Source organism: Janthinobacterium sp. BJB426 (assembly GCF_002735705.1).
Classification (GTDB): Bacteria; Pseudomonadota; Gammaproteobacteria; order Burkholderiales; family Burkholderiaceae_D; genus Janthinobacterium.
In genome coordinates this window covers 1-21,594 of the sequence record NZ_PDZL01000025.1, presented here as the reverse complement: position 1 = coordinate 21,594, position 21,594 = coordinate 1, and the positions used below count along the sequence as shown (strand labels likewise).

Below are 21,594 nucleotides of genomic sequence, written 5' to 3'. Positions count from 1 at the left end.
TTAGGTAAGCGTCAATGCTGCCGCGCTCACCCGTAAACATCAATAAACGATGTCAGCGCGGCGGTTTTCTGCCCATGCTGCTTCGTTGCTGCCTTGAGCTTTAGGCTTTTCTTTGCCCAGCGACACGGCTTCCATTTGGCCTTCTGGCACGCCCAGGGCTGCCATCGACTTGCGCACGGCTTCAGCACGTTTCTGGCCCAGGGCCAGGTTGTACTCAGCGCCACCGCGTTCATCGGTGTTACCTTGGATCAGGATCTTGCGGCTAGGCGTTTTCACCAGGTAGCCAGCGTGGTTTTGCACGACTGGGGTGTCCGCTTCGCGCACGACGTACTTGTCGAAGTCGAAGTAGATGCTGCGGTTAGCCAGCACGCCTTTTGGATCGTCCAGTGGATCGACCGATGCGGTCGTCACTGGCTGAACTTGACGGGTGTCAACTGGTGCAACGACTTTTTCAGGAGCGCGCTCAACCACTGGGGTCTCTGCTACTTTGACTGGGGTGCTGCAGGCGGACAGCAGGGCTGCGGTAGCGGCGATGAAAGCCAAACTTTTAAAGTTACTCATTTTTATTCTCCGGGTCATGGTTAAAGGTGAAACTGTACAGCATTTACTTCATAAAAGGACCCCAGGTGGGCTCCTTGATATTGCCAGCTTGCGTAGTCAAACGCTGTTTGACGCGGCCATCCACCGATACCACTGCCAGCGACTTGCGTCGTCCGGATTCGGTCGCGTACATGATATATTTCCCGTTGGGCGAAAAGCTCGGTGATTCGTCGTTGGCGGTGTCCGACAGGCGCAGTTCCTGGCCACTAGCCAGGTCGAGCGCGTAGAGCTGGAAATTGCCGTCGCGACGGGAAATATAAGCGAGTGTCTTCCCGTCGGACGAAATCCGCGGGCTGATGTTGTAGGAGCCGCCAAACGTCACGCGCTTGGCTTCGCCACCGCTGCTCGACATGCGGTAGATTTGTGGTCCGCCGCTGCGATCGCTGGTGAAGTAAATACTTTGGCCATCGGCCGAGAATTGGGGTTCCGTATCGATGCCGCTGCTGGTGCTGACGCGGCGCAAGCCGCTGCCGTCGGCATTGACGGTGTAGACCTGGGTATGACCGTCGCGCGACAGGGCCACGGCCAGGCGCGAACCGTCCGGGCTCCAGCTCGGCGCCGAATTGCTGCCTTTTTCATTCGATACGATGGTGCGCTGGCGCGTCACCAGGTTTTGCACGTAGACGATCGGCTTTTTCTTTTCAAACGACACATACGCGACCTTGGTGCCGTCCGGCGACCACGATGGCGAAATGATCGGCTCGTTCGAGCGCAGGGCGACCTGGATGCCTTCGCCATCGGCGTCGGCGATTTCCAGGCGGTATTCGCGGCCCGATTGCGTGACGTAGGCGATGCGTGTGGCGAACGCGCCTTTGACGCCCGTCAGCTTCTCATAGATGTCATCGGCGATCTTGTGTGCCAGCAAGCGGTTGAACTGCGGCGCGGCCGCATTGTTCATGCTCGAGATCTGGGCGCCCTTGATGGTGTCGAACAGCTTGTAGCGCACGTCCAGGCGGCCATCGGCCATGCTTTGCACGGTGCCTGCCGCCAGCGCGTCGGCGCCGCGCGACTTCCATTGCTCGTAGCTGACGGGCGCCGTTTCCGATACGGGCGCATCGGCATCGATCAGCTTGAATACGCCGCTGCGCGCCAGGTCGGCCTTGATAATGCCGGACAGCGATTGCGGCGCGGCCGATTCATTGACGAAGCTGGCGACAGCCACCGGGATCTGGTTGCTGCCGATCCCCGTAATCTCCACGCGCAGCTGCGCCTGGGCGCTTGACGCTCCCAGCACCAGGCCGGCGCAGAGCACGACATAGCTCATTTTTTTCATGGTCATCATTTAGGCAAATCCTTCATCTCGAATATGAGTTCAATCTCGCGTTCCACGGTGCCGTCTTTTTTCTTCGGCAGTGGCGACGATTTATTAATGGCGTTTTCCACCGAGCTGTCATACGCCGGCAGGCCGCTACTTTTAATCTTTCGGACCGAAATAATTTCCCCAGTTGGCAGTTGCTCGATCTTGAACACGGCGCGCGGGTTGCCCGGCACGTCCGTGCTACCGCTGTACGCGATATTGCTCTTGATCTTGCTCGTCAGGGCAGCGACATAGCCGCTGTCCTTGCGTGGCGCGGTCGCTTTCGCGGCCGTGCCCGTTGTGCCATTGCCTGCCTGCGCCATCATCCGCTTCATGTCATCGGCGCGCATTTTGTCGGCTGCGGCTTTTTCCGCCGCCGCTTTTTTCGCCTTGGCCGCTTTTTCGGCCGCCGCTTTTTTATCGGACAGTTCTTTCTCGGCTTTTTCTTCCGCCGCTTTTTCTTTGGCTTCCTTGGCTTTCTCCAGCTTGTCGGCCTTTTCTTTCTCCAGCTTGTCAGCCTTGTCTTTTTCTTTCTGCTTCTGTTTTTCCAGTTCGCGCTTTTCTTCCTCGCGTTCCTTCAATTCCTGCTTGCGGCGTTCTTCCGCTGCCGCTTTGTCTTTCTCTTCCTTCAGCTTTGCCTTCTTGCGCTCGAGTGCGATCTCCGCCTCGCGCAGGTCGACCTTCGGCTCGGGCGCGGCCACGGGTGGCGGTGGCGGCGGGGCCGGCTGTTCCACTTGCGGTTGCGGCGGCGTTGGTGTCGGCTCCGGTTCCGTCGCCACGTCGGGCGGCGGCGCGGCCGTCTGCACCTTCATATCCCACACTTCCGCTTCGACGGCGACAGGTTCCGTATTTTGCCAGTGTACGCCCACCCACAGGAAAAACAGCAGCCCAAGGTGCATCGCCAGCGCCAGGCCCAGCGAGGGCCAGCGGCTGCGTTCGCGCGGCACGCTGTAGGGCTTGCCGAGTACATGGTCGATTTGTTTGTTCTGCAAAGTCTAGTCTATCTAAAAACGGTCAAGTCTGGAAACAGGATGCGGCGCTTACTTGGTGGCCAGGCCGACTCTGGTAATCCCCATCTTTTTCGCTTCCGAAATGAGCTGGATCACGTCGTCGTACTTGCTTTCCTTGTCGCCCGCGATCATCACAGGATAGTCAGGATTGCTTTCATGCAAACCGCGCAGCTTGCGCAGCAGGGCGTCGCGGTTCGGTTCCGTTTCCGGCGACAACTGTTCCTTGCCGATGACGCCGATCGACAGCGAACCATTCGGCTTCAGCACGATCTGAATATAGTCATCGGGCGGTTTGGCCGACTTTTCCGCGTTGGGCAAATTCACCACGCTGGGATTGTTCGACGACGGCATCACCATGAAAATGATCAGCAGCACCAGCATCACGTCGATATACGGCACGACGTTGATTTCGGACTTGAACTTGCGGCCACGACCGCCGCGCATGCCGCCACTATTGAAGGAGGAACCCATGGACGCTGCTCCCTCTTAGCGCGACTGGCGCTGCAAGATGTTGGAGAATTCCTCGACGAAGCTCTCGAAGCGGATCGCCAGGCGGTCGATGTCATGCGAAAAACGGTTGTAGGCGACGACGGCGGGAATGGCCGCGAACAGGCCGATGGCGGTGGCGATCAGCGCTTCGGCAATGCCGGGCGCGACGGCGGCCAGGGTGGCTTGCTGCACGTTGGCCAGGCCGCGGAAGGCGTTCATGATGCCCCAGACGGTGCCGAGCAGGCCGATGTACGGCGAGACGGAGCCGACGGAAGCGAGGAAGGCCAGGTGCGATTCGAGCACGTCCATTTCGCGCTGGAAGGCGGCGCGCATGGCGCGGCGTGCGCCGTCGAGCACGGCGCCGACGTCCAGCGCTTCACGCGAACCGTAGGAAGCCTTGCCTTTGATGAATTCGCCCATGCCGGCGTCGAAGATGCGGGCCAGCGCGCCGCTCTGGTCGCGGTTGCCGCTGGCGTTCTGGTGCAGCGCATGCAGGTTGCCACCGGCCCAGAAGCTGCGTTCGAACTCGATGGTTTGCTTGCGCGCCTGGCGCACGGCAAACATCTTGCGGAAAATGTAGGTCCAGCTGGTCAGGGAAATCAGCAGCAGCAGGGCCATGATCAGTTGCACGATCAAATGGGCATTGGAGATGAGCGCGAGGAAAGAAAGATCTTGTGTAACGTTCATTGGCTGGCAGTCTGTTGGGTGAATTGTCCGGGGGTGGCGGGTAGGGCTCAGGCGGCGCGCATGCGGACCGCGACTGCATCAGGCACGGCGCGCGGGCGCAGTGCCGAATCGACGCAGCCGATCTTGACGCGGGCCGTGTTGAGCAGGCGGTCGCCGCACCAGGCTTGTTGCAGGAAAACGATGGAGGCGCGCCCCATTTTTTCTATGCTTAAGGTTAATCTTACCGTGTCATCGAGCCTGGCTGGCGCATGATAGTCGGCGTTGACGCTTTTGACAACGAACATCGCGTCGTGCTGCTCCAGCAATTCCTGCTGGCCCACGTCGATGGCGCGCAGCCATTCGGTACGCGCGCGTTCGAAGAATTTCAGGTAGTTAGCGTAATAGACGATGCCGCCGGCGTCGGTGTCTTCATAGTAGACACGTACGTTCCAGGTAAAGACTGAAGGCATGTTTATTGCGCCAGTAGTGAGATTGAGCAACATTTTACGCGATTTTTCTTCTTGTGACTGTGGGCGCTTGCTGGAAAGCCATGCAAAAGCTGCATATAAGTTGCACCGCAGCATTGTAAATCCGGCGTGTGCAATGGCAAGCTTCGTAACATACGCTTACATGCCATGGCCAGGTTTAAGCCCAGCTTAAAAGCCGCAGTCATCCCCTGGGGCGGCCTGTGGCCGCGCCCGGTCTGCGGTGGCGCGCGGCGATTATAGCCGCACGGTTGCATTCCTTGCTCAATTTGGGCACTTAACTTACAATTTGGCTTCCATTACGTCTCACGTGACTGGCGAAAAGTCGGGCGATCTCCATGAATGGCGATCGGCAAACCGGCGAAAGGTGGGCATCCACCGGGAAACGTGAGATTTTTCATCAGCCGTTCGCCTGGGTAGCCACTATGGAAAAGCACGAAGAGGCTGCCTGTCCAATGTTGTTATTCACTTAACGCCGGCTCCCCTCATTCGATCCAACCTGCCAGTACAAGCACCCTCATACTTGGAGTTTTTACATGTTTGCAAAAGATCACAACCTCGCCAACGTCGATCCTGAATTGTTCGCCGTCATTCAAAAAGAGAATACGCGCCAGCACGACCATATCGAACTGATCGCGTCGGAGAACTACACGTCGCCAGCCGTAATGGAAGCGCAAGGCTCGCAGCTGACGAATAAATATGCCGAAGGCTACCCAGGCAAGCGCTACTACGGTGGCTGCGAATACGTCGACGTGGCCGAGCAACTGGCCATCGACCGCGTGAAACAGCTGTTCGGCGCCGAATGCGCGAACGTGCAGCCGAACTCCGGCTCGCAGGCGAACCAGGGCGTGTTCTTCGCCATGTTGAAACCAGGCGACCTGATCATGGGTATGTCGCTGGCCGAAGGCGGCCACCTGACCCACGGCATGCCGCTGAACATGTCCGGCAAATGGTTTGACGTCGTCTCCTACGGTTTGACGGCGGAAGAAGACATCGACTACGAGGCGATGGAACGCCTGGCCCGCGAACGCAAGCCAAAACTGATCATCGCCGGCGCATCGGCGTTCTCGAAAAAGATCGACTTTGAACGCTTCGGCAAGATTGCCAAGGAAGTTGGCGCCTACTTCATGGTCGACATGGCCCACTACGCCGGCCTGATCGCCGCCGGCCTGTACCCGAACCCGGTGCCGTTCGCCGACTTCGTCACCTCGACCACGCACAAATCGTTGCGCGGCCCGCGCGGCGGCATCATCCTGATGAAGGCCGAACACGAAAAAGCCATCAACTCGGCCATCTTCCCTGGCATCCAGGGCGGCCCGCTGATGCACGTGATCGCCGGCAAGGCTGTCGCCTTCAAGGAAGCGCTGAGTCCTGAGTTCGTCGAATACCAGAAGCAAGTGATCAAGAACGCCGACGTGCTGGCGAAAACCCTGATCAAGCGCGGCCTGCGCATTGTTTCCGGCGGCACCGAATCGCACGTCATGCTGGTCGACCTGCGCGCCAAGAACCTGACGGGCAAGGAAGCCGAAGCCATCCTCGGTTCCGCGCACATCACCTGCAACAAGAACGGCATCCCGAACGACCCGCAAAAACCTTTCGTCACCTCGGGCATCCGCCTGGGCAGCCCGGCGATGACGACGCGCGGTTTCAAGGAAGCGCAAGCGGAAGAAGTGGGCAACCTGATCGCCGACGTGCTGGACAATCCGCATGACGCCGCCACCATCGAGCGCGTCAAAGCGGCCGTGAAAGTCCTGGCCGACGCGCACCCTGTGTACGCAGCTTAAGAGCCTGTTCCGGTGAAGGAATACATCTACAGCAGACAGCCCCTCGGAAGCGGGTACTGCGTTGCTCGTCGTAGCATGGCTAGCCATGCGTCCTCCTCGCGCCTTGTCCGCGCGACCGATGAGCAATCTGCTGCAGACGCTCCTTACCGGAATAGTCGCTAATTATTTGTCCAGAATGTGTCATACGGAGTAAGATTCTGTATGACACATTCCTTCGTGCCCAAGGGCGCCCGGAGTGATTCGGGCGCCCTTTGTACAAGGGCGGCAATTTCCCGTAATTATTACTATAAAGTTGTAGCCAGCCCATGAAATGTCCATTTTGCCAGCACGGCGACACCCAGGTTCTCGATACGCGCGTATCGGAGGAAGGGGATGCCATTCGGCGCCGCCGCCGCTGCGGCAAATGCGACAAGCGGTTTACCACGTACGAGCGCATTGAACTTATCATGCCGTCCGTCGTCAAAAAGAATGGCAGCCGGACGGAGTTCGCTGCGGATAAGTTGCGCGGCAGTTTAATGCTGGCCTTGCGCAAGCGTCCCGTCGCGGCCGCCTCTGTGGATACGGCCATCGCATCCATCCAGGAAAAACTGCTGACCAGCGGCTTGCGCGAAGTCGATTCCGGCTATATCGGCGAACTCGTCATGCAGGAACTGAAGCGCCTCGACAAGATCGCCTACATCCGCTTCGCCTCCGTGTATAAAAATTTCGAAGACCTGGCCGAATTCCAGGATGCGATTGCCGAAGTGGGGCAGGCGCGCAAGCCCTGACGCACTCTGACGTTCACTTTGCCGACAACGGGGCCGCTCATGCGCCCCGTTTTCACCACGCCAGCGCGCGCCTGGCAAGCGGCCTGATCAATACCAACGCTGTTCTTCTCACCTTATCACCGTACTGTTTGCGCTAGCGCAGATCCAGCTTTTTGCGCGCGCCTATCTTGTATCTGGGCCGCCTGTTCTTGCGACTCTGTCTGCGGAAGGGAGTAGCGCATGGGCAAGGGCGGTCGCACTATGTTTCCTGCCGGTGGCAGCAGCCTCATCGAGGTGCTGGTGTCGCTGCTGCTGTTGGCGCTGGGCCTGCTCGGTGCCAGCATCCTGCAACTGAACTCCCTGCGCGCGCGCCATGAGTCGGCGCTGTTGTCGGCGGGCGTGCAACTGGCCGCCGGCATGGCCGAGCGCATGCGTGCGAACAGCGTGCTCATGCATGGTCCGGATACGGCCAATCCCTATCTGAACGTGGCCTACGCGGCGGCAGACGACGCCGAAGCGGCCGGCGGTGCGCCGGACTGCTTTGGCGCCACCGCCTGCAGCGCGGCCGAGCTGGCGCAATTCGACATCGCCGAATGGAAGCAAGGGCTGCATGCGGCCTTGCCCGGCGCGCGCCTGCGCATCTGCCGCGACACTTCCGCGTGGGATGCCGCCGCCCAAGGCTTGCACTGGGTGTGCAGCGGCGGCAAGGGTGCGCCCATCGTCATCAAGCTTGGCTGGCGCGCCCGCTTGCCCGATGGCTCGCCCGCCGAGAATGCGTCGGGCGAGTCGCTGCCCAGGCTGGCATTCCAGCTGGGCGGAGGCGGCGTATGAACGGCGTGTTTGCAGCGTGGAGCCGGCGTCGCGGCATGAGCCTGGTCGAATTGCTGGTGGCCCTGTCGCTCGGTGCGCTGCTGATGCTGGCTGCCAGTAGCGTGTTGCTGGCGGCCAGCGGCAGTTATGGCGACCAGTCCGCCAGCGCGCGCTTGGACGACAACGGCCGCTATGCGCTCGACGCCATCGCCCGCGCCGTGCGCCAGACGGCGTACGTGAACTGGGACAGCAGCGCCGCGCCCGTCGCCCATGCCGATGATGACAGCGCCAATGTCGCCGGGCTCGACGCGCGCAGCCTGGGCAAGAACAGCGAAGGCATCAGCGGCGCGCTGCCCGATGTCCTGCATGGCAGCGACGTGCTGGCCTTGCGCTATTACGGCGCCGGCGCAATTGAGGGCGGAGACGGATCCGTCCTCAATTGCGCCGGCTTTGGCGTGGGCGCCGCGCAAACGCAGGCGCAGCGGGGCTGGAGCATTTTCTATGTAGCGCAGGGCGCCGATGGCGAGGGCGAGCTGCGCTGCAAATACCGTGGCGCGAACGGCTGGGGCGCGGACGCCATCATCCGAGGCGTCGACAGCTTCCAGGTGCTGTATGGCCTCGACACGGATACGCCGCCCGATGGCGTGGCGAACCGCTATGTCAACGCCAGCGCGCTCGACGCTGACGATGCGGCGCTGGTGCTGGCGGGTGCGGATGCGGCCGCGCGCCAGCGCGATTTTCAACGGCGCACGCACTGGAAGCGCGTGGCCAGCGTGCGCGTGGCCTTGCTGTTGCATGGCGAGGCGGGCCAGGCGGACAAGATGGCGGAACTGGGACCGGCGCAGTTCGACCTGTTTGGCCAGGCATATGCCGAGGCGCACGGCGCCGGCGACACGGGCGTGCGCATCGCGCGCGCGTCCTTGCCCGCCGCGACGCGCTCCAGGCTGCGGCAGCTGGTGCAGACGAGCATTATGCTGCGCAATGGACCGGCCTAGGTGGGCGGCGCGATGGCCGGCGCGGGCGTCCGCCGTTGTTCAGGCTGCTGCGTTTCTGGCGGACAAGGGCGTGGCGCCACTCTCGTGTATGTGCTGTGCCTGCTGGTGATCATCTTGCTGCTGGGCATATCGGCGGCGCAGATGGCCTTGCAGGGCGAAAAGTCGGCACGCGGTGAGCGCGACCGGCAGATCGCCTTTCAGGCGGCGGAGGAAGCATTGATGGATGCGCAAAATGATATCGAAGGCTTGCCCGACGCGCCGGGACGCAGCAGCCTCTTCGCGCCAGGCAGCGCGGCCGGGTTCGCGGACGGCTGCGGCGAGGGAGGGGCGCTGGGCCTGTGCCTGCCAGCAGGCCCGGACGCGCCGGCGCTCTGGTTGAGTACGGACCTCGATGGCGCCGAAGGGGGAAGTGCCAGCCGCGCCGTGCCATACGGCCAGTTTACGGGCGCCGTCATGCAGACGGGGCAGGGTTTCCTGCCGTCGCGCCGGCCCCGCTACCTGGTCGAGTTGCTGCCGTTTCACCCGCCCGGCGCGCAGGCCACGGCGGTGGCTGGCGGCCTGGCGACGGAAAGCTATGTGTATCGCATCACGGCCATCGGTTTTGGCGCGCAGGAAAGCACGCAAGTCGTGTTGCAAATTTATTACCGAAAACAGACGGTGGGAGCGGGGCCATGAAGGCTTGGTCAGTCGCTTTGTCGTCCGCCCGGCTGCTGCTGGCTGGCCTGGCTGGCCTGGCTTGCGGCGGCGCCTTTGCCGCCGCCACTCCCCCGGTGGCGCTGGCACGGGCCGACGCAGGTTTGTACGGCGCCCGCGTGCCGCCGAACCTGCTGCTCAACCTGTCTTTGACGCATGCGGCCGCCGCGGCCGCGCATGGCGGCGAGTATGCTCCGCAGCGCGAGTACGCAGGGTACTTCCATGCGCGCATGTGCTACAGCTACCCGTATCGCAACAAGGATGGCATCATGCTGCCGGACTTGCGCGTAGCGACCGCTTACTTCTCCGTGTTGAAACCGGCCGATGCACTGCACGGCTGCGGCGGCGATAGTTTCAGCGGCAACTTTCTCAACTGGGCCAGTACCAGCATGCTCGACCTCGTCCGCTATGCGCTGACGGGCGGCGACCGCGTCATAGACGAGGTGCGCAAGACGGTGCTGCAGCGCGCCTACCTGCCCGATGCCGATGGTCCCATCGACTTCTTTGCCCACTCCGTCTTTTTCCCGCGCAAGGTCTTGCAGGCTGGGGTGTCGGCGGCGACACCGTTTGCGCTGGTGCAACTGGCCATCGTTTCCTGCCGTAATCGACTGCTGTTCGGCGACGCCAGCTTGCCCCCGGGCGGCAGTTGCGATGCGCCCGGCGTTGCCGCCACGCACGGCGTGTTCCTCGCGCGCGTGCGCGTGTGCGACACGGAAGAAGGACCGCTGCGCGACGACTTGTGCCTCGCGTATGGCAAGAACTACAAGCCGGTCGGCGCCGTGCAACGCCATGGCGGCAGGGTGCGCGTGGGCGTGTTTGGCCACTTGAACGGCGTGAGCTCCGGCGCCGGCCCCGTGTATGGCGGCGTGCTGCGCGCGCCATTGGCTTACGTGGGCAGGCAGCGTTGGGCGGCGCCCGATTTTATGCCACAAGACAATGCCGACGCCGAGTGGAATCCCGCCACTGGCGTGTATGCGGCTCAGGCTGCGGCACAAGGCGCGGGCTCTGGCGGCGGGGTGACCGCTTACATCAATGGTCTGGGCCGCAGCAACGCCGGGCATTCCGGCGCGTACGCCAGCGCGGCGCCGCTGGCGGAATTGCTGTACGAATCGTTGCGCTATTTGCAGGGAAGGCAAGCGAGCGCCGCGTCTGGCACGGTGCCGTCCACCACGGCCCCGCCTGCCATCGACGACGGTTTGCCGGTCGTGACCCAATGGAGCGACCCGCAAACGGCCAGTTGCCAGCGCCACATCGCCGTCAGCCTCGGCGATGCGGGCATGGCGGGCGACCGTTATGTGCCTGGCAATGTCCCGCACACTCCCGCATCAAGCGGCGACCGCGCCCGCGCGCCGGACAGTTTTGCGCCGCCGCCGCCGTTCGATGCGATGGCGTGGACGCATGCGGTGGGCAGCCTGGAAAGCGGCGGCACACCTGGCAATCCCGCGCCACGGCCAGACCTGGCTGCGCTGGAATGGCTGGCCGACGGGGTGGGCGGCGCCAGCTACCATGCGGCGGGCCTGGCCTACTGGTCGCACGTGCAGGCCCTGCGTCCCGGCGCCAAGAACGACGGCGTTGCCAAGGTCGAGCACTATGCGGGTGACTTGCGCCAGGGCGACCCGGCCGGCGAGTCTGCCACCACTCCCGCCGCTACGCCCATGTTATTGGCGGCCAAATATGGCGGCTTTCTCGATGGGAACGGCGACGCCAACCCCTTCAAGAGCGCGACTGGCAGCGCGCTGAGCGAGTGGAGCGTGGACGGCCGCTGGCCCGCCCATTACCTGCCCGGCAGCGATCCGGCCGCCTTGATCGCGGGACTGCGCGCGGCCTTTGCTGTCGCCGACAAGGCTACCTTGCCGGCGACGCTCGCCGGGCCGGCCCTGATGGCGCTGGCCAGCGGTACGGAAGAGGCATACTGGTTCCAGACGCAGATGCGCCTGGCCGATGGCAGCATGACCTTGTCGCGCACCGCATTTGCCGTGGGCGCCGATGGGGCACTGCTTCCCGGCAAACCATCGTGGACCGCCGGCGGACAGGAGAAGCCCGTGCCGGATGGCACGCCAGCGGCCTTGCGTCCCGTCTACACACTCGACGCCAAGGGCGCCCTGATGCCGCTGGCCTGGACGCGGCTCGATGCGGAGCAGCGCAGTGCATTCGATGGCGGCGATGGACGAGCGGAGGCGCGCCTGGCGTACTTGCTGGGCCAGCGCACGCACGAGGTGGGCCAGCCGGGCGGCTTCCTGCGGCGCAGGTCAGGCAGCCTGGGTGCGGCGCCCTACGGCAATCTGCTGTATGTGGGCGCACCGGGGCTGGGCATGCCGGGTGCCGGCTATGGCTTGCACCGCCAGGCGCTGCTGCAGCGGCGCAAAATGCTCTACCTGGGCGCCAACGACGGCTTGCTGCACGCCTTCGATGCGCGCACGGGCAGCGAATTGTTTGCCTATCTGCCGCAAGCGCTGCTGCACGATGTGCCAGCCGCTGCGAGCACTCACTACAGCCCCGGCCCGCTGCTCGACGGCGCGGCAGCTACGGCGGAAGTGCTGGCGCTGGGACATTGGAAGACGGTGCTGGTGTCGGGCATGGGCGGCGGGGCGCAGGGCGTGTTTGCGCTCGACATCACCGATCCGGCCCGCTTCGCGCAGGAGGGGGCGCTGTGGGAATTCACGGACCGTGACGACAAGCTGATGGGCAACGTGCGCGCGCCGCCCGCCTTCGCCCGCATCAACATGGGAGGCAAGGAGGGCGCGCCTGCCTACCGCGATTTTGCCATCGTCGCCAGCGGCTACAACAACCATGTGAATGACGGCAAGGACACGACGGCGCCCGCAGCGGCCGCCGCCCTCTTCCTGCTGGCGCTGGACAAGGCGCCCGGCATGTCCTGGGTGTTGGGAAGTAATTACTTCCGCCTCAAGGTGCCCGTGGCCAGCGGCGGCGGTGATGGCGGCCATGACACTGATGCGGGCACCGATGCCGAGCCCCACGCGCTGGGCCCGCCCGCCGTGGTGCCGGGCAGCGACGGCGCGCTGGCTTATCTGTATGCAGGCGATATGCAGGGAAATATCTGGCGCCTCGACATGGCTGGCGGGCCGCAGTGGAAGGACGGGCAGGGACGCAAGCTCGTCTTTGTTGCGCGCGACGCCCAGGGCCGGCGCCAGCCGGTGACGCAGCAGCCGAGCGTGGCGTACGCGCCCGGTGGCGGCTATGTGCTGCTGTTCGGCACGGGCAAGTTGGTCGAAGCGGCCGATACCTGGCCCGCCGCCTTTCTGCCGCAGTCGTTTTACGCCGTGCACGACGATGTGCGGGCAAGTTCGCCCACGCGCGGCCGGGCCGACCTGGAACCGCGCAGCCTGAGCGCGGCGGCCGGTGGCGTGCGCGTCGACGGCGCCGAGCTGCGCTATACGGGCAGCGACGCCATGCGCGGCTGGTACCTCGATTTTCTTGATACCGCGCAGACGGGCGAGCGCAGCATCAGCAGTCCCGTATTGGCCGCCGGCAAGGTGCTGTTCAACACTGTCCTGCCGGGGCGCGACCCTTGCGCCAGGCCGGCCACGCGCCTGTACGTGCTCGATGTGCTGAGCGGCTTTGCTGCGGACGGTGCAGGTGTCGTGCAGGCGGGCGAGCAGACGGGACGCTTGTTCGACGGCCTGGCGCGCGCGCCGCCGCTGGCGCTGGAACTGAACAGCACGGTGGGTGCCGCGACGGCGGCAGGGCGGGCCGAGGGGCGCAAGGAACTGGCCGTGCTGCAGCCTGGCTTGCCCGGCGCGGCCAGCGGGGCAGTGCTCAAGGTCGTCAGCGCGCCGCTGCCGGCCCGGCGCCTCAGCTGGCGCGAAGTGGCGAACTGGCGCGAATTGCACGAGGCGGCCAAGAAAAAATAGGCCCCGGCAAGGCCGGCGCAGCGTAGTGGCTGGCGCTTTTTGGAAAGGGGAAGTCGCATGGGGACGCTGGCAAGGCGGAACGGGTTCGATGCGAACGGTGGCGCTCCTGCTGCCAATCCGGCGGGCTTCAGCCTGATCGAATTGCTGTCCGCGCTGGCGATCATGAGCCTGCTGCTGGCACTGGCCGCGCCCGCTTATCACAGCCATGTCGTGCGCGCCAAACGGGTGCAGGGGCAGGCGGCGCTGCTGCGGCTGATGCAGCAGCAGGAGCGCTATTACTCGCAAAACAACCGCTATCTGGCCTTTTCCTCGGCGTCGCCGGCGTCTCAGGCGCAGCAGTTTCCATGGTGGTCCGGCGAAGGGGGCGCGGCCGACAGCGCGTATGAAATCGAGGCGCTGGCCTGTCCCGGCCTGGCGATCGGGCAATGCGTGCTGTTGCGCGCCATGCCAGGCACGACCAAGGTTGACGCGCAGTTCCAGGATGCCGATTGCGGTGTCCTGTCCCTGAACAGCACGGGCCAGCGCGGCAGCAGCGGCCCGGCCAGCCATTGCTGGCGCTAGGCCATGGCCATGCGCAAGTGGCTACCGCGGAGCTGGCAAACCTTGGGGCACACCGTCGGGCACACCATGCTCGAATTGCTGGCCGTGCTGGCGATTGCCGCGCTGCTGGCGGCCGCTTCCATGCCCAGCTTGCAGCAGGTGCTGGCGCGCCAGCAAGTGCGCGCGGCCGCCACGGACTTGTTCTCGGCCATCGAATTGACGCGGGCGCAGGCGATGGCGCGGGGACAGCGCGTGCTGCTGATGCCGGCCGGACCCGGGGGCACGGACTGGCGCACGGGCTGGATGATCTTCGTCGACCGCAATGCCAACCTCGTGTTCGATGGCGATGACGAATTGCTGTTCCGCCAGGGACCGCTGCCGGAGGGCATCACGGCCCAGTTCGCATTCTCGTCGGCCACGGCGCCGTTTTATATCGCCTACAATGGCGCAGGACGCAGTTGCAGCGCGACCAATAGCCTGGCGGCACGCTGGGGTACCTTGTCCCTGGCTTTGGGAAAGCAGGTGCGCCATATTAAAATCAATATGCTGGGCAGGGTGCGCGTGTGCGATCCGCAGCAGCAGGCGGCCAATTGCAGCGGCGTGGCCGACAGTTCGTAGCAAGATTTGCCAATTAATCACCTTCAAGCAAAGAAGCCCGTGGAAATACTCAATGATATCGATGGCATGCGCCTGGCGCTGGAATGGGCTGCGCGCGGTTTGTACACGACCTCGCCCAATCCCCGCATCGGCTGCGTGATCGTCAGGGATGGCCAGGTGATCGGCGCCGGCGTGACGCAGGCGGCCGGGCAGGATCATGCCGAGGTGCAAGCGCTGGCCAATGCGGCGGCGCGCGGCAACGACGTGCGCGGCGCCACGGCCTATGTCACCCTCGAACCGTGCAACCACCACGGCCGCACGCCGCCATGCTCCGATGCGCTCGTGCGCGCGGGGCTGGGCCGCGTCGTGGCCGCCATGACGGATCCGAACCCGCTGGTGGCGGGGCAGGGACTGGCCAAGCTGGAAGCGGCCGGCATCGCCGTCACCACGGATGTGCTGGCCGATGAGGCGTATGAAATGAATATCGGCTTCTTTTCGCGCATGCAGCACGGCAAGCCGTGGGTGCGCCTGAAAACGGCAGCCAGCCTGGATGGCATGACGGCCTTGCACAATGGCCAAAGCCAGTGGATCACAGGTCCCGCAGCGCGCGCCGATGGCCACGCCTGGCGCGCGCGCGCCTGCGCCATCCTGACGGGCATCGGCACCGTCAAGGCGGACGACCCGCAACTGAACGTGCGCGCCGTCGAAACGCCGCGCCAGCCGCGCCGCATCGTCGTCGACAGCCGGCTCGACATCAGCCTCGATGCGCGCATCCTTGCTGGCGGTGGCACGTGGATCGTGGCGGCCGTGGCCAATCCCGAGAAAGAAGCGCAGCTGCGCGCCCTGGGCGCGGAAGTCATCATGCTGCCGAACGGGGACGGCAAGGTCGATCTGGCCGCGCTGATGCTGGAACTGGGACGCCGGCAAATCAATGAAGTCCACGTCGAGGCCGGCTCCAAACTGAACGGTTCGCTGATACGCGAAGGCTGCGTCGACGAGTTGCTGGTCTACCTGGCGCCCACCTTGCTGGGCGATGCGCAAGGCATGTTTGCCTTGCCCGCCTTGACGGATATCAAGCAGCAGCGCACTTTGCAATTTCACCAGGTTCAGCAAGTGGGCGAAGATGTGCGTATCCTTGCAAGATTCGCCCAGCGCAATTAAAACTTTCATCATTTTTATAAGGTTAGCTCCATGTTTACAGGAATTGTTGCCGCCATCGGCAAGATTGAAACCGTGCAAGCACTCGACGGCGGCCTCGATGCAGGCGTGCGTCTGAACATCCACGCGGGCGGCTTGCCGCTGGCCGATGTGGCCCTGGGCGACTCCATCGCCATCAATGGCGCCTGCATGACGGTGGTGGAAAAGTCGGACACGGGCTTTGCCGTCGATGTCTCGCGCGAAAGCCTCAATTGCACCGTGGGTCTCGATACCACCACGGAAGTCAACCTGGAAAAAGCCCTGACCTTGGCCGAGCGCCTGGGCGGCCACCTGGTTTCCGGCCACGTCGATGGCTTGGGCATCGTGCGCAAGTTCGAAGCCGTGGGCGAATCGTGGGAACTGGTGATCGAAGCGCCGCATGAACTGGCGAAATACCTGGCCTTCAAAGGTTCCATCGTCGTCAATGGCGTGTCCCTGACCGTCAACCGCGTGGAAGACCTGGGCGCGGGCGCCGTCAATGGCTGCCGCTTCTCGATCAACCTGATCCCGCACACGATCGCCATGACGACCTTGAAACACTTGACGGTTGATGGCAAGGTCAACCTTGAAATCGACCTGATCGCCCGCTATGTCGAGCGCATGTTGTCGCTGGACAAGGCTGCCGCTTAACACCACAGCGTAAGGCAACACACCTGCCGCCTTGCCAGGCGTGTGTTGCTTTTCTTGCAGACGCGCATACTATGAAGCTTTCCGCAGTGGAGGCTAGCCATGGACCTGATTTCGCGCGCAACCGTGCCCAACACCATCCCGGCCACGTCCCGCGTGGGCGCAACGGCACCTCTGGCGCCTGCGCTGCCCGTGCTGCCTTCCGGCGCGGCGGCTCTCAATACCATCCTGTCCTCGACCCAGGTCGACATCTCCCCACTGGGCCAGTTTCTGTCCGGTGTGGCCTTGTCGCGCCGGCAACTACTGGCCTTGCAGGGCGCCACGGAAGAGGGCAGGGCGGCGAATACCCCCGTGAATGTCAATGACGACTTGCTGGCGGTGGCGCGGCAGTTGACGGAATCGTTCGCCCAGCTGCAAACGAGCGGCATCGATGCCAGCCAACTGGCGACGGCCGGCGATACGCCGGGCAGCCTGGCGCAGCGCTACGATTTGCTGTCGGGCGATGGCACGACGGATGCGGCGGCCGCGCTGGCGCAGGACGGCAACTTGCTTACGCAAGCGCAGCTGGCCCGCATCGGCATCGATCTGCGCAATGAAGATGTCGATGCTGCAACGTTGCAGGCCGCGTATGCGGCCGACAGCAATGCCACTCTGGACGCCTTGCAACAGGGAACGGACGTGCTGGCGCAGGTGGGTGCCGTGCTGGCCCGGCAGCAGGGCGCGCCGCTGGCGAGCAATGTCGAAGCGGATTTGACAGGCGAAACACTGCCGTCCAGTGCCGCGCAAACCTTACAGGACGCGCCGCCGCAGGTCGTCGACGAGGCGCCGCCGCAGACGATCGCCATTGCGCAGCGGCAACTGGAACTGCAGCAGCAGCTGGAAGCGGAAGAACTGAACCTGGACTTGCAGGAGCTGCGGCCGCAGCCGTCGGCGCAAGCCGCCGCCGATGCAGCGGAACTACTGCAGGCGCAGCGCGCGGACAAGCAGCGCGTCGATACCCAACGCATCGACAGCGAACGCATCAATACCGATCAGCAGGCGAAGCAGCAGGAAGCGGCACGCGTGGACGAACTGCGCCAGGGGCAGGTGCAGCAGCAGGGATTGCAGCAGCAGGCGCAAGCGGCGGCGGATGATGCGGCGCGGGCGCAACTGGCCGCCAGCGATGCGCAAATGGCGGCTCAGGCGGCCAGTGACCGGGCGCAGTCGCTGGCGCGTGCGGCGCAGGGGCAAGCCGATGCGGGCCTGGCGACGGCGCAAGCCCAGTTGGCCCGGCAAAATACGCAGGCGCAAGAGCTGGCTGCGCAAAACGCGGGCATGGCCGTGCCGCCGCCGTCATCGCAAGACCCGTCCGTGGCGGCAGCCATTGCCGCCTATAACCTGAACAATGCAGCCCTGAATCCGGGGTTGATGAACCGGCCATTGCCGGCCAGCGACTCGCGCCTGCCGCTGGTGGCACCCGTCGCTGCCGTGGCGCCCGTCAAGCCCGTGCCTAAAATCTAGGGCAGCAGGGTGGCGTCCAGGGTAATGTTGGCTTTAAGCAGCTTCGACACGGGGCAGCCGGCCTTGGCCTTGCCTGTCAACTCCTCGAATCTGGCCTGGTCGGCGCCCGGTATCTTTGCTTTCAGGATCAGATGGACGGCCGTGATGGCAAAGCCGTCGTCGACCTTGTCGAGGGTCACTTCGGCCGTCGTGTCCATCTTTTCCGCCGTCAGGCCCGCTTCGCCGAGGATCAGCGACAGGGCCATGGTGAAGCAGCCCGCGTGCGCGGCGCCGATCAATTCCTCGGGATTGGTGCCGGGCTTGCCTTCGAAGCGGCTGGCAAAGCCGTAGGGATATTCCTGCAGGGCGCCGCTGCGCGTGCTGATGGCGCCCTTGCCGTCCTTGATGCCGCCTGACCAGATGGCCGATCCGTTGGTTTTCATGTTGCCGCTCCTGTGTGGGGTGTCGCTGCGAGAGGGGTGTCAGCGCCGTGACGGTGACTGGCCGATCTTATGCTCTTTGCAAGGCCGGCGGCGCGCGCCTTGCCGCCGCCGTGTGCGCTGGATCAGGGAATGGGCGTTTTGCGGGACTAGCTGCGGCATCCGTGCCGCAAAGCTGTCTTATTTCAGGTCTGCAAGCGCTAAATCCTTTAAAATAGCAGGTTATAAGAAAATTCCCGGAAATCCGCGGAGTATTCGCGCTCGATATTTAGTTTCAGTTTTTAGTTTCATTAACAACGCCCGGCAAAACCGTCGCGAGCGGAAGGGAGAGGTGGCTGAGAAGCGCAACCGTACGAAGGTACGGTGAGCATCGCAAGCCGCCTATACCGACGCGCAGCAGGTTTTGCCAGGCGTCTTCAGAGGATGAATAATGTCAATATCAAGCACCGAAGAGATCGTCGCTGAATTACGCGCCGGCCGCATGGTGATACTGGTCGATGAAGAAGACCGGGAAAATGAAGGCGATCTGGTGCTTGCCGCCGATTTCGTGACACCTGAAGCCATCAATTTCATGATCACGCATGCGCGTGGCCTGGTCTGCCTGACCCTGACGGAAGAGCGTTGCGACGAGCTGAACCTGTCGATGATGACGTCGCGCAACGGCACCGCCTACGGCACCAACTTTACTGTTTCCATCGAAGCGGCCGAAGGCGTGACGACAGGCATTTCCGCCGCCGACCGCGCCAAGACCATCCAGGTCGCGGTTGCCAAGGGCACGCAGCCCAGCGATATTGTCCAGCCTGGCCATATCTTCCCGCTGAAAGCGCAAAAAGGCGGCGTGCTGATGCGCGCAGGCCATACGGAAGCCGGTTGCGACCTGACGGCCATGGCCGGCCTGACGCCCGCGTCCGTGATTTGCGAAATCATGAAGGATGACGGCACCATGGCGCGCCTGCCGGACTTGCTGGTATTTGCCGAGCAGCATGGCCTGAAAATCGGCACGATTGCCGACCTGATCCATTACCGCAGCCAGACGGAATCCCTGGTCGAGCGCGTTGCCGAGCGTACCCTGCATACGGCGCACGGCGAATTCCGCCTGATCGCCTTCCGCGACAAGCCTAGCGCGTCGGCCCACCTGGCCCTCGTGCACGGCGACCTGGCCCCCGGCCTGGAAGCGCTGGTGCGCGTGCATCAGCCCGTTTCCCTGCTGGACGTGCTGGAAAGCGAAGCGACCACCCACTCGTGGACGGTGGCCGCCTCGATGGCCGCCATCAAGCAGGCTGAGCGGGGTGTGATGGTCTTGCTGAACTGCGGCGAGACGTCGAGCGAGCTGTTTGCCCAGTTCGCCGCGCTCGATACGCCGCAAGCCAAGCCGAAAGGCCGCGCCGCCAGCATGGACTTGCGCAGCTACGGCATCGGCGCACAAATCCTGCGCGACCTGGGCGTGAGCAAGATGCAATTGCTGGCCAGCCCCCGCAAGATGCCGTCGATGGCCGGTTTCGACCTGGAAGTAACAGGTTTTCAGTGCCATCCTGGCCAGACGTCGATGTGAGAGTAAACGATGGCGGCATGTGTGTGTCGCCCTGAACCACCAGATTAAAGAGGCTTATGATGACAGTAGGAGCATATGAAACCAATTTTGCCGGCGAAGGTTTGCGCGTCGGTATCGTCCAGGCACGATTCAATGAAATCGTCGGTGGTGGCTTGCTGTCGGCATGCCTGGAAGAGTTGAGCAAGCTGGGCGTGGCCGATGAAGATATCCTGCACGTGACCGTGCCGGGCGCCCTGGAAATCCCACTGATTCTGCAAAAAATGGCGGAAACCGAGCAATTCGACGCCCTGATCGCACTGGGCGCCGTGATTCGCGGTGAAACCTACCACTTCGAGCTGGTATCGAACGAATCGGGCGCAGGCATCACGCGCGTCGGTCTCGATTACGGCATCCCGATCGCCAACGCAGTGTTGACGACCGAAAACGACGAGCAGGCGGAAGTGCGCATGCTGGTCAAGGGAGCCGAAGCGGCACGCGTGGCAGTGGAAATGGCCAATCTGGCGCAAGCGCTAGAAGAGTTGCAGGACACCGACGAAGATTAAGCGCGTGTGATAAGAATGCCATGGCTGCGTTGCAAGGCCTCGCCGTACTTTCGTACTGTCTTCGGCCTCGCGCCTTGCCCTGACATCCTTCTCACGCACGCTTGAATTGCGGCTGCGCTGCCTAAAAGCGTGCCGCAGTGTCTCGTCGGAATTTGTAATGAACAAGTACTTAAAAACAGGTAACAATCATGACTGAGAAAAATTTGCTCGCCAATCCCAGCAAAAACCGCACGCCGCGTCACCGCGCGCGCGAGTTTGCGCTGCAGGGCTTGTACCAGTGGCTGCTGAACAATGAAGACGCGACCACCGTCGTGAACAATATTCGCGCCGCGCATGGTTTCGACAAGGCCGATGGCGATCATTTCACGGTGCTGCTGTACGGCGCCATCAAGGATTCGCTGGCGCTGCGCGAAAGCATGGCACCATTGATCGACCGCAATATCGCGGAACTGTCGCCCATCGAACACGGCATCCTGCTGATCGGCGCGTTCGAGCTGAAGAACAACATGGAAATCCCGTACCGCGTCGTCATCAACGAAGCGGTCGAGCTGGCCAAGTCGTTTGGCGGTATCGACGGCCACAAGTATGTGAACGGCGTGCTGGATAAACTGGCAGTGAAATTCCGCGAGGAAGAAGTTAACGCCAACAAGCGCAAGTAATATAGGTATGGATCCAGCGGCGAAGGCCGCAATGGATGCAAAAAGGGCAGACTGAAAAGTCTGCCCTTTTTGCTGTCGGTGACCCGTCCTGGAATAAGTTGACACTTTTTCGATGCAGAGATGGAGTGTCAAATGGAACAAGGGTTTAGGCGCAGCCAGCGCGATTACAGTCTGGCTTTTAAATTGAGCGTTGTCGAGCAGGTGGAAAAAGGCGAGATGACGTACAGGCAGGCGCAACTACGCTACGGAATACAGGGTCGGTCGACAGTTTTGGTATGGTGTCGCAAACACGGCCTGCAGGATTGGACGCATCCACGGGGCCGAAGCCAAGGGAGCGCGATGATGACAGACAAGCCGACCAAGCCACTGACGCCAGAGCAACGCATTAAGGAGTTGGAGCGTCAACTCAAGGAAGAAAGACAGAAATCGGCGCTGTTCGAAGCGGTTCTCGACGTCCTGCGTGACGAGTACGGGGTGCCGGTAAAAAAGCCTTTGGGCAGGTCATCGCGCGCAA

At 63.1% G+C, this 21,594-nt stretch carries 21 protein-coding genes, 1 pseudogene and 1 riboswitch; of the genes and pseudogenes, 15 read left to right on the top strand and 7 right to left on the bottom strand.

The features are described 5' to 3' along the window. Positions 1-39: 39 nt before the first annotated feature. From pal to ybgC, 6 genes are read right to left on the bottom strand one after another with little or no spacing between them, the layout of a single operon-like run. A complete protein-coding gene (gene pal, locus CSQ93_RS25615) occupies positions 40-561 on the bottom strand; it encodes a peptidoglycan-associated lipoprotein Pal (protein WP_034786578.1) in 522 nt (173 codons plus the stop codon). Between the two features lie 43 nt (positions 562-604). Next, a complete protein-coding gene (tolB, locus tag CSQ93_RS25610) occupies positions 605-1,873 on the bottom strand; it encodes a Tol-Pal system beta propeller repeat protein TolB (protein ID WP_199534515.1) in 1,269 nt (422 codons plus the stop codon). 5 nt (positions 1,874-1,878) lie between these two features. After that, complete coding sequence (tolA, locus tag CSQ93_RS25605) at positions 1,879-2,889, bottom strand: cell envelope integrity protein TolA (RefSeq protein WP_099380469.1); 1,011 nt, start codon at positions 2,887-2,889, stop codon at positions 1,879-1,881. A 48-nt stretch (positions 2,890-2,937) separates the two neighbouring features. Beyond that, entirely contained in the window at positions 2,938-3,378 is a 441-nt protein-coding gene (locus CSQ93_RS25600; protein ID WP_223278896.1) for an ExbD/TolR family protein, read from the bottom strand. 15 nt (positions 3,379-3,393) lie between these two features. Further along, positions 3,394-4,083, bottom strand: a complete 690-nt coding sequence (gene tolQ / locus CSQ93_RS25595) for a protein TolQ (RefSeq protein ID WP_034759183.1) — start codon at positions 4,081-4,083, stop codon at positions 3,394-3,396. Positions 4,084-4,130: 47 nt separating this feature from the next. After that, positions 4,131-4,532, bottom strand: coding sequence for a tol-pal system-associated acyl-CoA thioesterase (gene ybgC, locus CSQ93_RS25590; protein ID WP_099380468.1), 402 nt, complete (start codon positions 4,530-4,532; stop codon positions 4,131-4,133). A 315-nt stretch (positions 4,533-4,847) separates the two neighbouring features. Continuing rightward, a riboswitch (ZMP/ZTP riboswitch) is annotated at positions 4,848-4,972 on the top strand. A 111-nt stretch (positions 4,973-5,083) separates the two neighbouring features. Here ybgC and glyA point away from each other — a divergent pair. The 11 genes from glyA to CSQ93_RS25535 all read left to right on the top strand — a co-directional run bounded on the left by glyA (position 5,084) and on the right by CSQ93_RS25535 (position 17,908). Continuing rightward, complete coding sequence (gene glyA / locus CSQ93_RS25585) at positions 5,084-6,331, top strand: serine hydroxymethyltransferase (protein WP_035826086.1); 1,248 nt, start codon at positions 5,084-5,086, stop codon at positions 6,329-6,331. 305 nt (positions 6,332-6,636) lie between these two features. Next, complete coding sequence (gene nrdR / locus CSQ93_RS25580; protein ID WP_099380467.1) at positions 6,637-7,098, top strand: transcriptional regulator NrdR; 462 nt, start codon at positions 6,637-6,639, stop codon at positions 7,096-7,098. 240 nt (positions 7,099-7,338) lie between these two features. After that, the gene (gene pilV / locus CSQ93_RS25575) at positions 7,339-7,908 is read left to right on the top strand and encodes a type IV pilus modification protein PilV (protein WP_099380506.1); all 570 of its coding nucleotides are present in this window, start codon (positions 7,339-7,341) and stop codon (positions 7,906-7,908) included. Beyond that, positions 7,905-8,882, top strand: coding sequence for a PilW family protein (locus tag CSQ93_RS25570; RefSeq protein WP_099380466.1), 978 nt, complete (start codon positions 7,905-7,907; stop codon positions 8,880-8,882). Before pilV ends, CSQ93_RS25570 begins: the two co-directional genes overlap by 4 nt. A gap of 12 nt (positions 8,883-8,894) precedes the next feature. Further along, positions 8,895-9,557 (top strand): pilus assembly PilX family protein, encoded by a 663-nt coding sequence (locus CSQ93_RS25565; protein ID WP_099380505.1) that lies wholly within the window; start codon positions 8,895-8,897, stop codon positions 9,555-9,557. Further along, positions 9,554-13,447 (top strand): pilus assembly protein, encoded by a 3,894-nt coding sequence (locus CSQ93_RS25560; RefSeq protein ID WP_099380465.1) that lies wholly within the window; start codon positions 9,554-9,556, stop codon positions 13,445-13,447. The genes CSQ93_RS25565 and CSQ93_RS25560 overlap by 4 nt, the downstream gene beginning before the upstream one ends. 57 nt (positions 13,448-13,504) lie before the next feature. Beyond that, positions 13,505-14,008, top strand: a complete 504-nt coding sequence (locus tag CSQ93_RS25555) for a type IV pilin protein (protein WP_099380464.1) — start codon at positions 13,505-13,507, stop codon at positions 14,006-14,008. 66 nt (positions 14,009-14,074) lie between these two features. Continuing rightward, complete coding sequence (locus tag CSQ93_RS25550) at positions 14,075-14,605, top strand: GspH/FimT family protein (RefSeq protein WP_099380504.1); 531 nt, start codon at positions 14,075-14,077, stop codon at positions 14,603-14,605. Positions 14,606-14,644: 39 nt separating this feature from the next. Further along, positions 14,645-15,745, top strand: a complete 1,101-nt coding sequence (gene ribD, locus CSQ93_RS25545) for a bifunctional diaminohydroxyphosphoribosylaminopyrimidine deaminase/5-amino-6-(5-phosphoribosylamino)uracil reductase RibD (RefSeq protein ID WP_099380463.1) — start codon at positions 14,645-14,647, stop codon at positions 15,743-15,745. A gap of 30 nt (positions 15,746-15,775) precedes the next feature. After that, complete coding sequence (locus tag CSQ93_RS25540; RefSeq protein ID WP_099380462.1) at positions 15,776-16,411, top strand: riboflavin synthase; 636 nt, start codon at positions 15,776-15,778, stop codon at positions 16,409-16,411. 99 nt (positions 16,412-16,510) lie between these two features. Then, the gene (locus tag CSQ93_RS25535; RefSeq protein ID WP_099380461.1) at positions 16,511-17,908 is read left to right on the top strand and encodes a hypothetical protein; all 1,398 of its coding nucleotides are present in this window, start codon (positions 16,511-16,513) and stop codon (positions 17,906-17,908) included. Here CSQ93_RS25535 and CSQ93_RS25530 read toward each other — a convergent pair. Then, positions 17,905-18,330 carry an OsmC family protein gene (locus CSQ93_RS25530; protein WP_099380460.1) on the bottom strand — a complete coding sequence of 142 codons (426 nt, stop codon included), beginning with the start codon at positions 18,328-18,330 and terminating at the stop codon, positions 17,905-17,907. The genes CSQ93_RS25535 and CSQ93_RS25530 overlap by 4 nt on opposite strands. A gap of 427 nt (positions 18,331-18,757) precedes the next feature. Here CSQ93_RS25530 and ribBA point away from each other — a divergent pair, with 427 nt between their 5' ends. The 4 genes and pseudogenes from ribBA to CSQ93_RS25510 all read left to right on the top strand — a co-directional run. Next, the gene (gene ribBA / locus CSQ93_RS25525) at positions 18,758-19,879 is read left to right on the top strand and encodes a bifunctional 3,4-dihydroxy-2-butanone-4-phosphate synthase/GTP cyclohydrolase II (protein ID WP_099380459.1); all 1,122 of its coding nucleotides are present in this window, start codon (positions 18,758-18,760) and stop codon (positions 19,877-19,879) included. 59 nt (positions 19,880-19,938) lie between these two features. Then, positions 19,939-20,421 (top strand): 6,7-dimethyl-8-ribityllumazine synthase, encoded by a 483-nt coding sequence (ribH, locus tag CSQ93_RS25520; protein WP_034759563.1) that lies wholly within the window; start codon positions 19,939-19,941, stop codon positions 20,419-20,421. A 188-nt stretch (positions 20,422-20,609) separates the two neighbouring features. Further along, a complete protein-coding gene (nusB, locus tag CSQ93_RS25515; protein WP_034759129.1) occupies positions 20,610-21,080 on the top strand; it encodes a transcription antitermination factor NusB in 471 nt (156 codons plus the stop codon). Positions 21,081-21,212: 132 nt separating this feature from the next. Next, positions 21,213-21,594, top strand: a pseudogene (locus CSQ93_RS25510) (IS3 family transposase); the annotation flags it as partial.

Excerpts from the sequence above, each read along its gene's own strand:
- CSQ93_RS25560 (WP_099380465.1), top strand. The coding sequence starts at position 9,554 with ATGAAGGCTTGGTCAGTCGCTTTGTCGTCCGCCCGGCTGCTGCTGGCT.
- tolQ (WP_034759183.1), bottom strand. The coding sequence starts at position 4,083 with ATGAACGTTACACAAGATCTTTCTTTCCTCGCGCTCATCTCCAATGCC.
- CSQ93_RS25530 (WP_099380460.1), bottom strand. The coding sequence starts at position 18,330 with ATGAAAACCAACGGATCGGCCATCTGGTCAGGCGGCATCAAGGACGGC.
- tolB (WP_199534515.1), bottom strand. The coding sequence starts at position 1,873 with ATGAAAAAAATGAGCTATGTCGTGCTCTGCGCCGGCCTGGTGCTGGGA.
- CSQ93_RS25555 (WP_099380464.1), top strand. The coding sequence starts at position 13,505 with ATGGGGACGCTGGCAAGGCGGAACGGGTTCGATGCGAACGGTGGCGCT.
- CSQ93_RS25600 (WP_223278896.1), bottom strand. The coding sequence starts at position 3,378 with ATGGGTTCCTCCTTCAATAGTGGCGGCATGCGCGGCGGTCGTGGCCGC.
- CSQ93_RS25535 (WP_099380461.1), top strand. The coding sequence starts at position 16,511 with ATGGACCTGATTTCGCGCGCAACCGTGCCCAACACCATCCCGGCCACG.
- glyA (WP_035826086.1), top strand. The coding sequence starts at position 5,084 with ATGTTTGCAAAAGATCACAACCTCGCCAACGTCGATCCTGAATTGTTC.
- CSQ93_RS25565 (WP_099380505.1), top strand. The coding sequence starts at position 8,895 with ATGGCCGGCGCGGGCGTCCGCCGTTGTTCAGGCTGCTGCGTTTCTGGC.
- ribBA (WP_099380459.1), top strand. The coding sequence starts at position 18,758 with ATGTCAATATCAAGCACCGAAGAGATCGTCGCTGAATTACGCGCCGGC.
- nusB (WP_034759129.1), top strand. The coding sequence starts at position 20,610 with ATGACTGAGAAAAATTTGCTCGCCAATCCCAGCAAAAACCGCACGCCG.
- pilV (WP_099380506.1), top strand. The coding sequence starts at position 7,339 with ATGTTTCCTGCCGGTGGCAGCAGCCTCATCGAGGTGCTGGTGTCGCTG.
- ribH (WP_034759563.1), top strand. The coding sequence starts at position 19,939 with ATGACAGTAGGAGCATATGAAACCAATTTTGCCGGCGAAGGTTTGCGC.
- CSQ93_RS25540 (WP_099380462.1), top strand. The coding sequence starts at position 15,776 with ATGTTTACAGGAATTGTTGCCGCCATCGGCAAGATTGAAACCGTGCAA.
- ybgC (WP_099380468.1), bottom strand. The coding sequence starts at position 4,532 with ATGCCTTCAGTCTTTACCTGGAACGTACGTGTCTACTATGAAGACACC.
- CSQ93_RS25570 (WP_099380466.1), top strand. The coding sequence starts at position 7,905 with ATGAACGGCGTGTTTGCAGCGTGGAGCCGGCGTCGCGGCATGAGCCTG.
- nrdR (WP_099380467.1), top strand. The coding sequence starts at position 6,637 with ATGAAATGTCCATTTTGCCAGCACGGCGACACCCAGGTTCTCGATACG.
- pal (WP_034786578.1), bottom strand. The coding sequence starts at position 561 with ATGAGTAACTTTAAAAGTTTGGCTTTCATCGCCGCTACCGCAGCCCTG.
- CSQ93_RS25550 (WP_099380504.1), top strand. The coding sequence starts at position 14,075 with ATGCTCGAATTGCTGGCCGTGCTGGCGATTGCCGCGCTGCTGGCGGCC.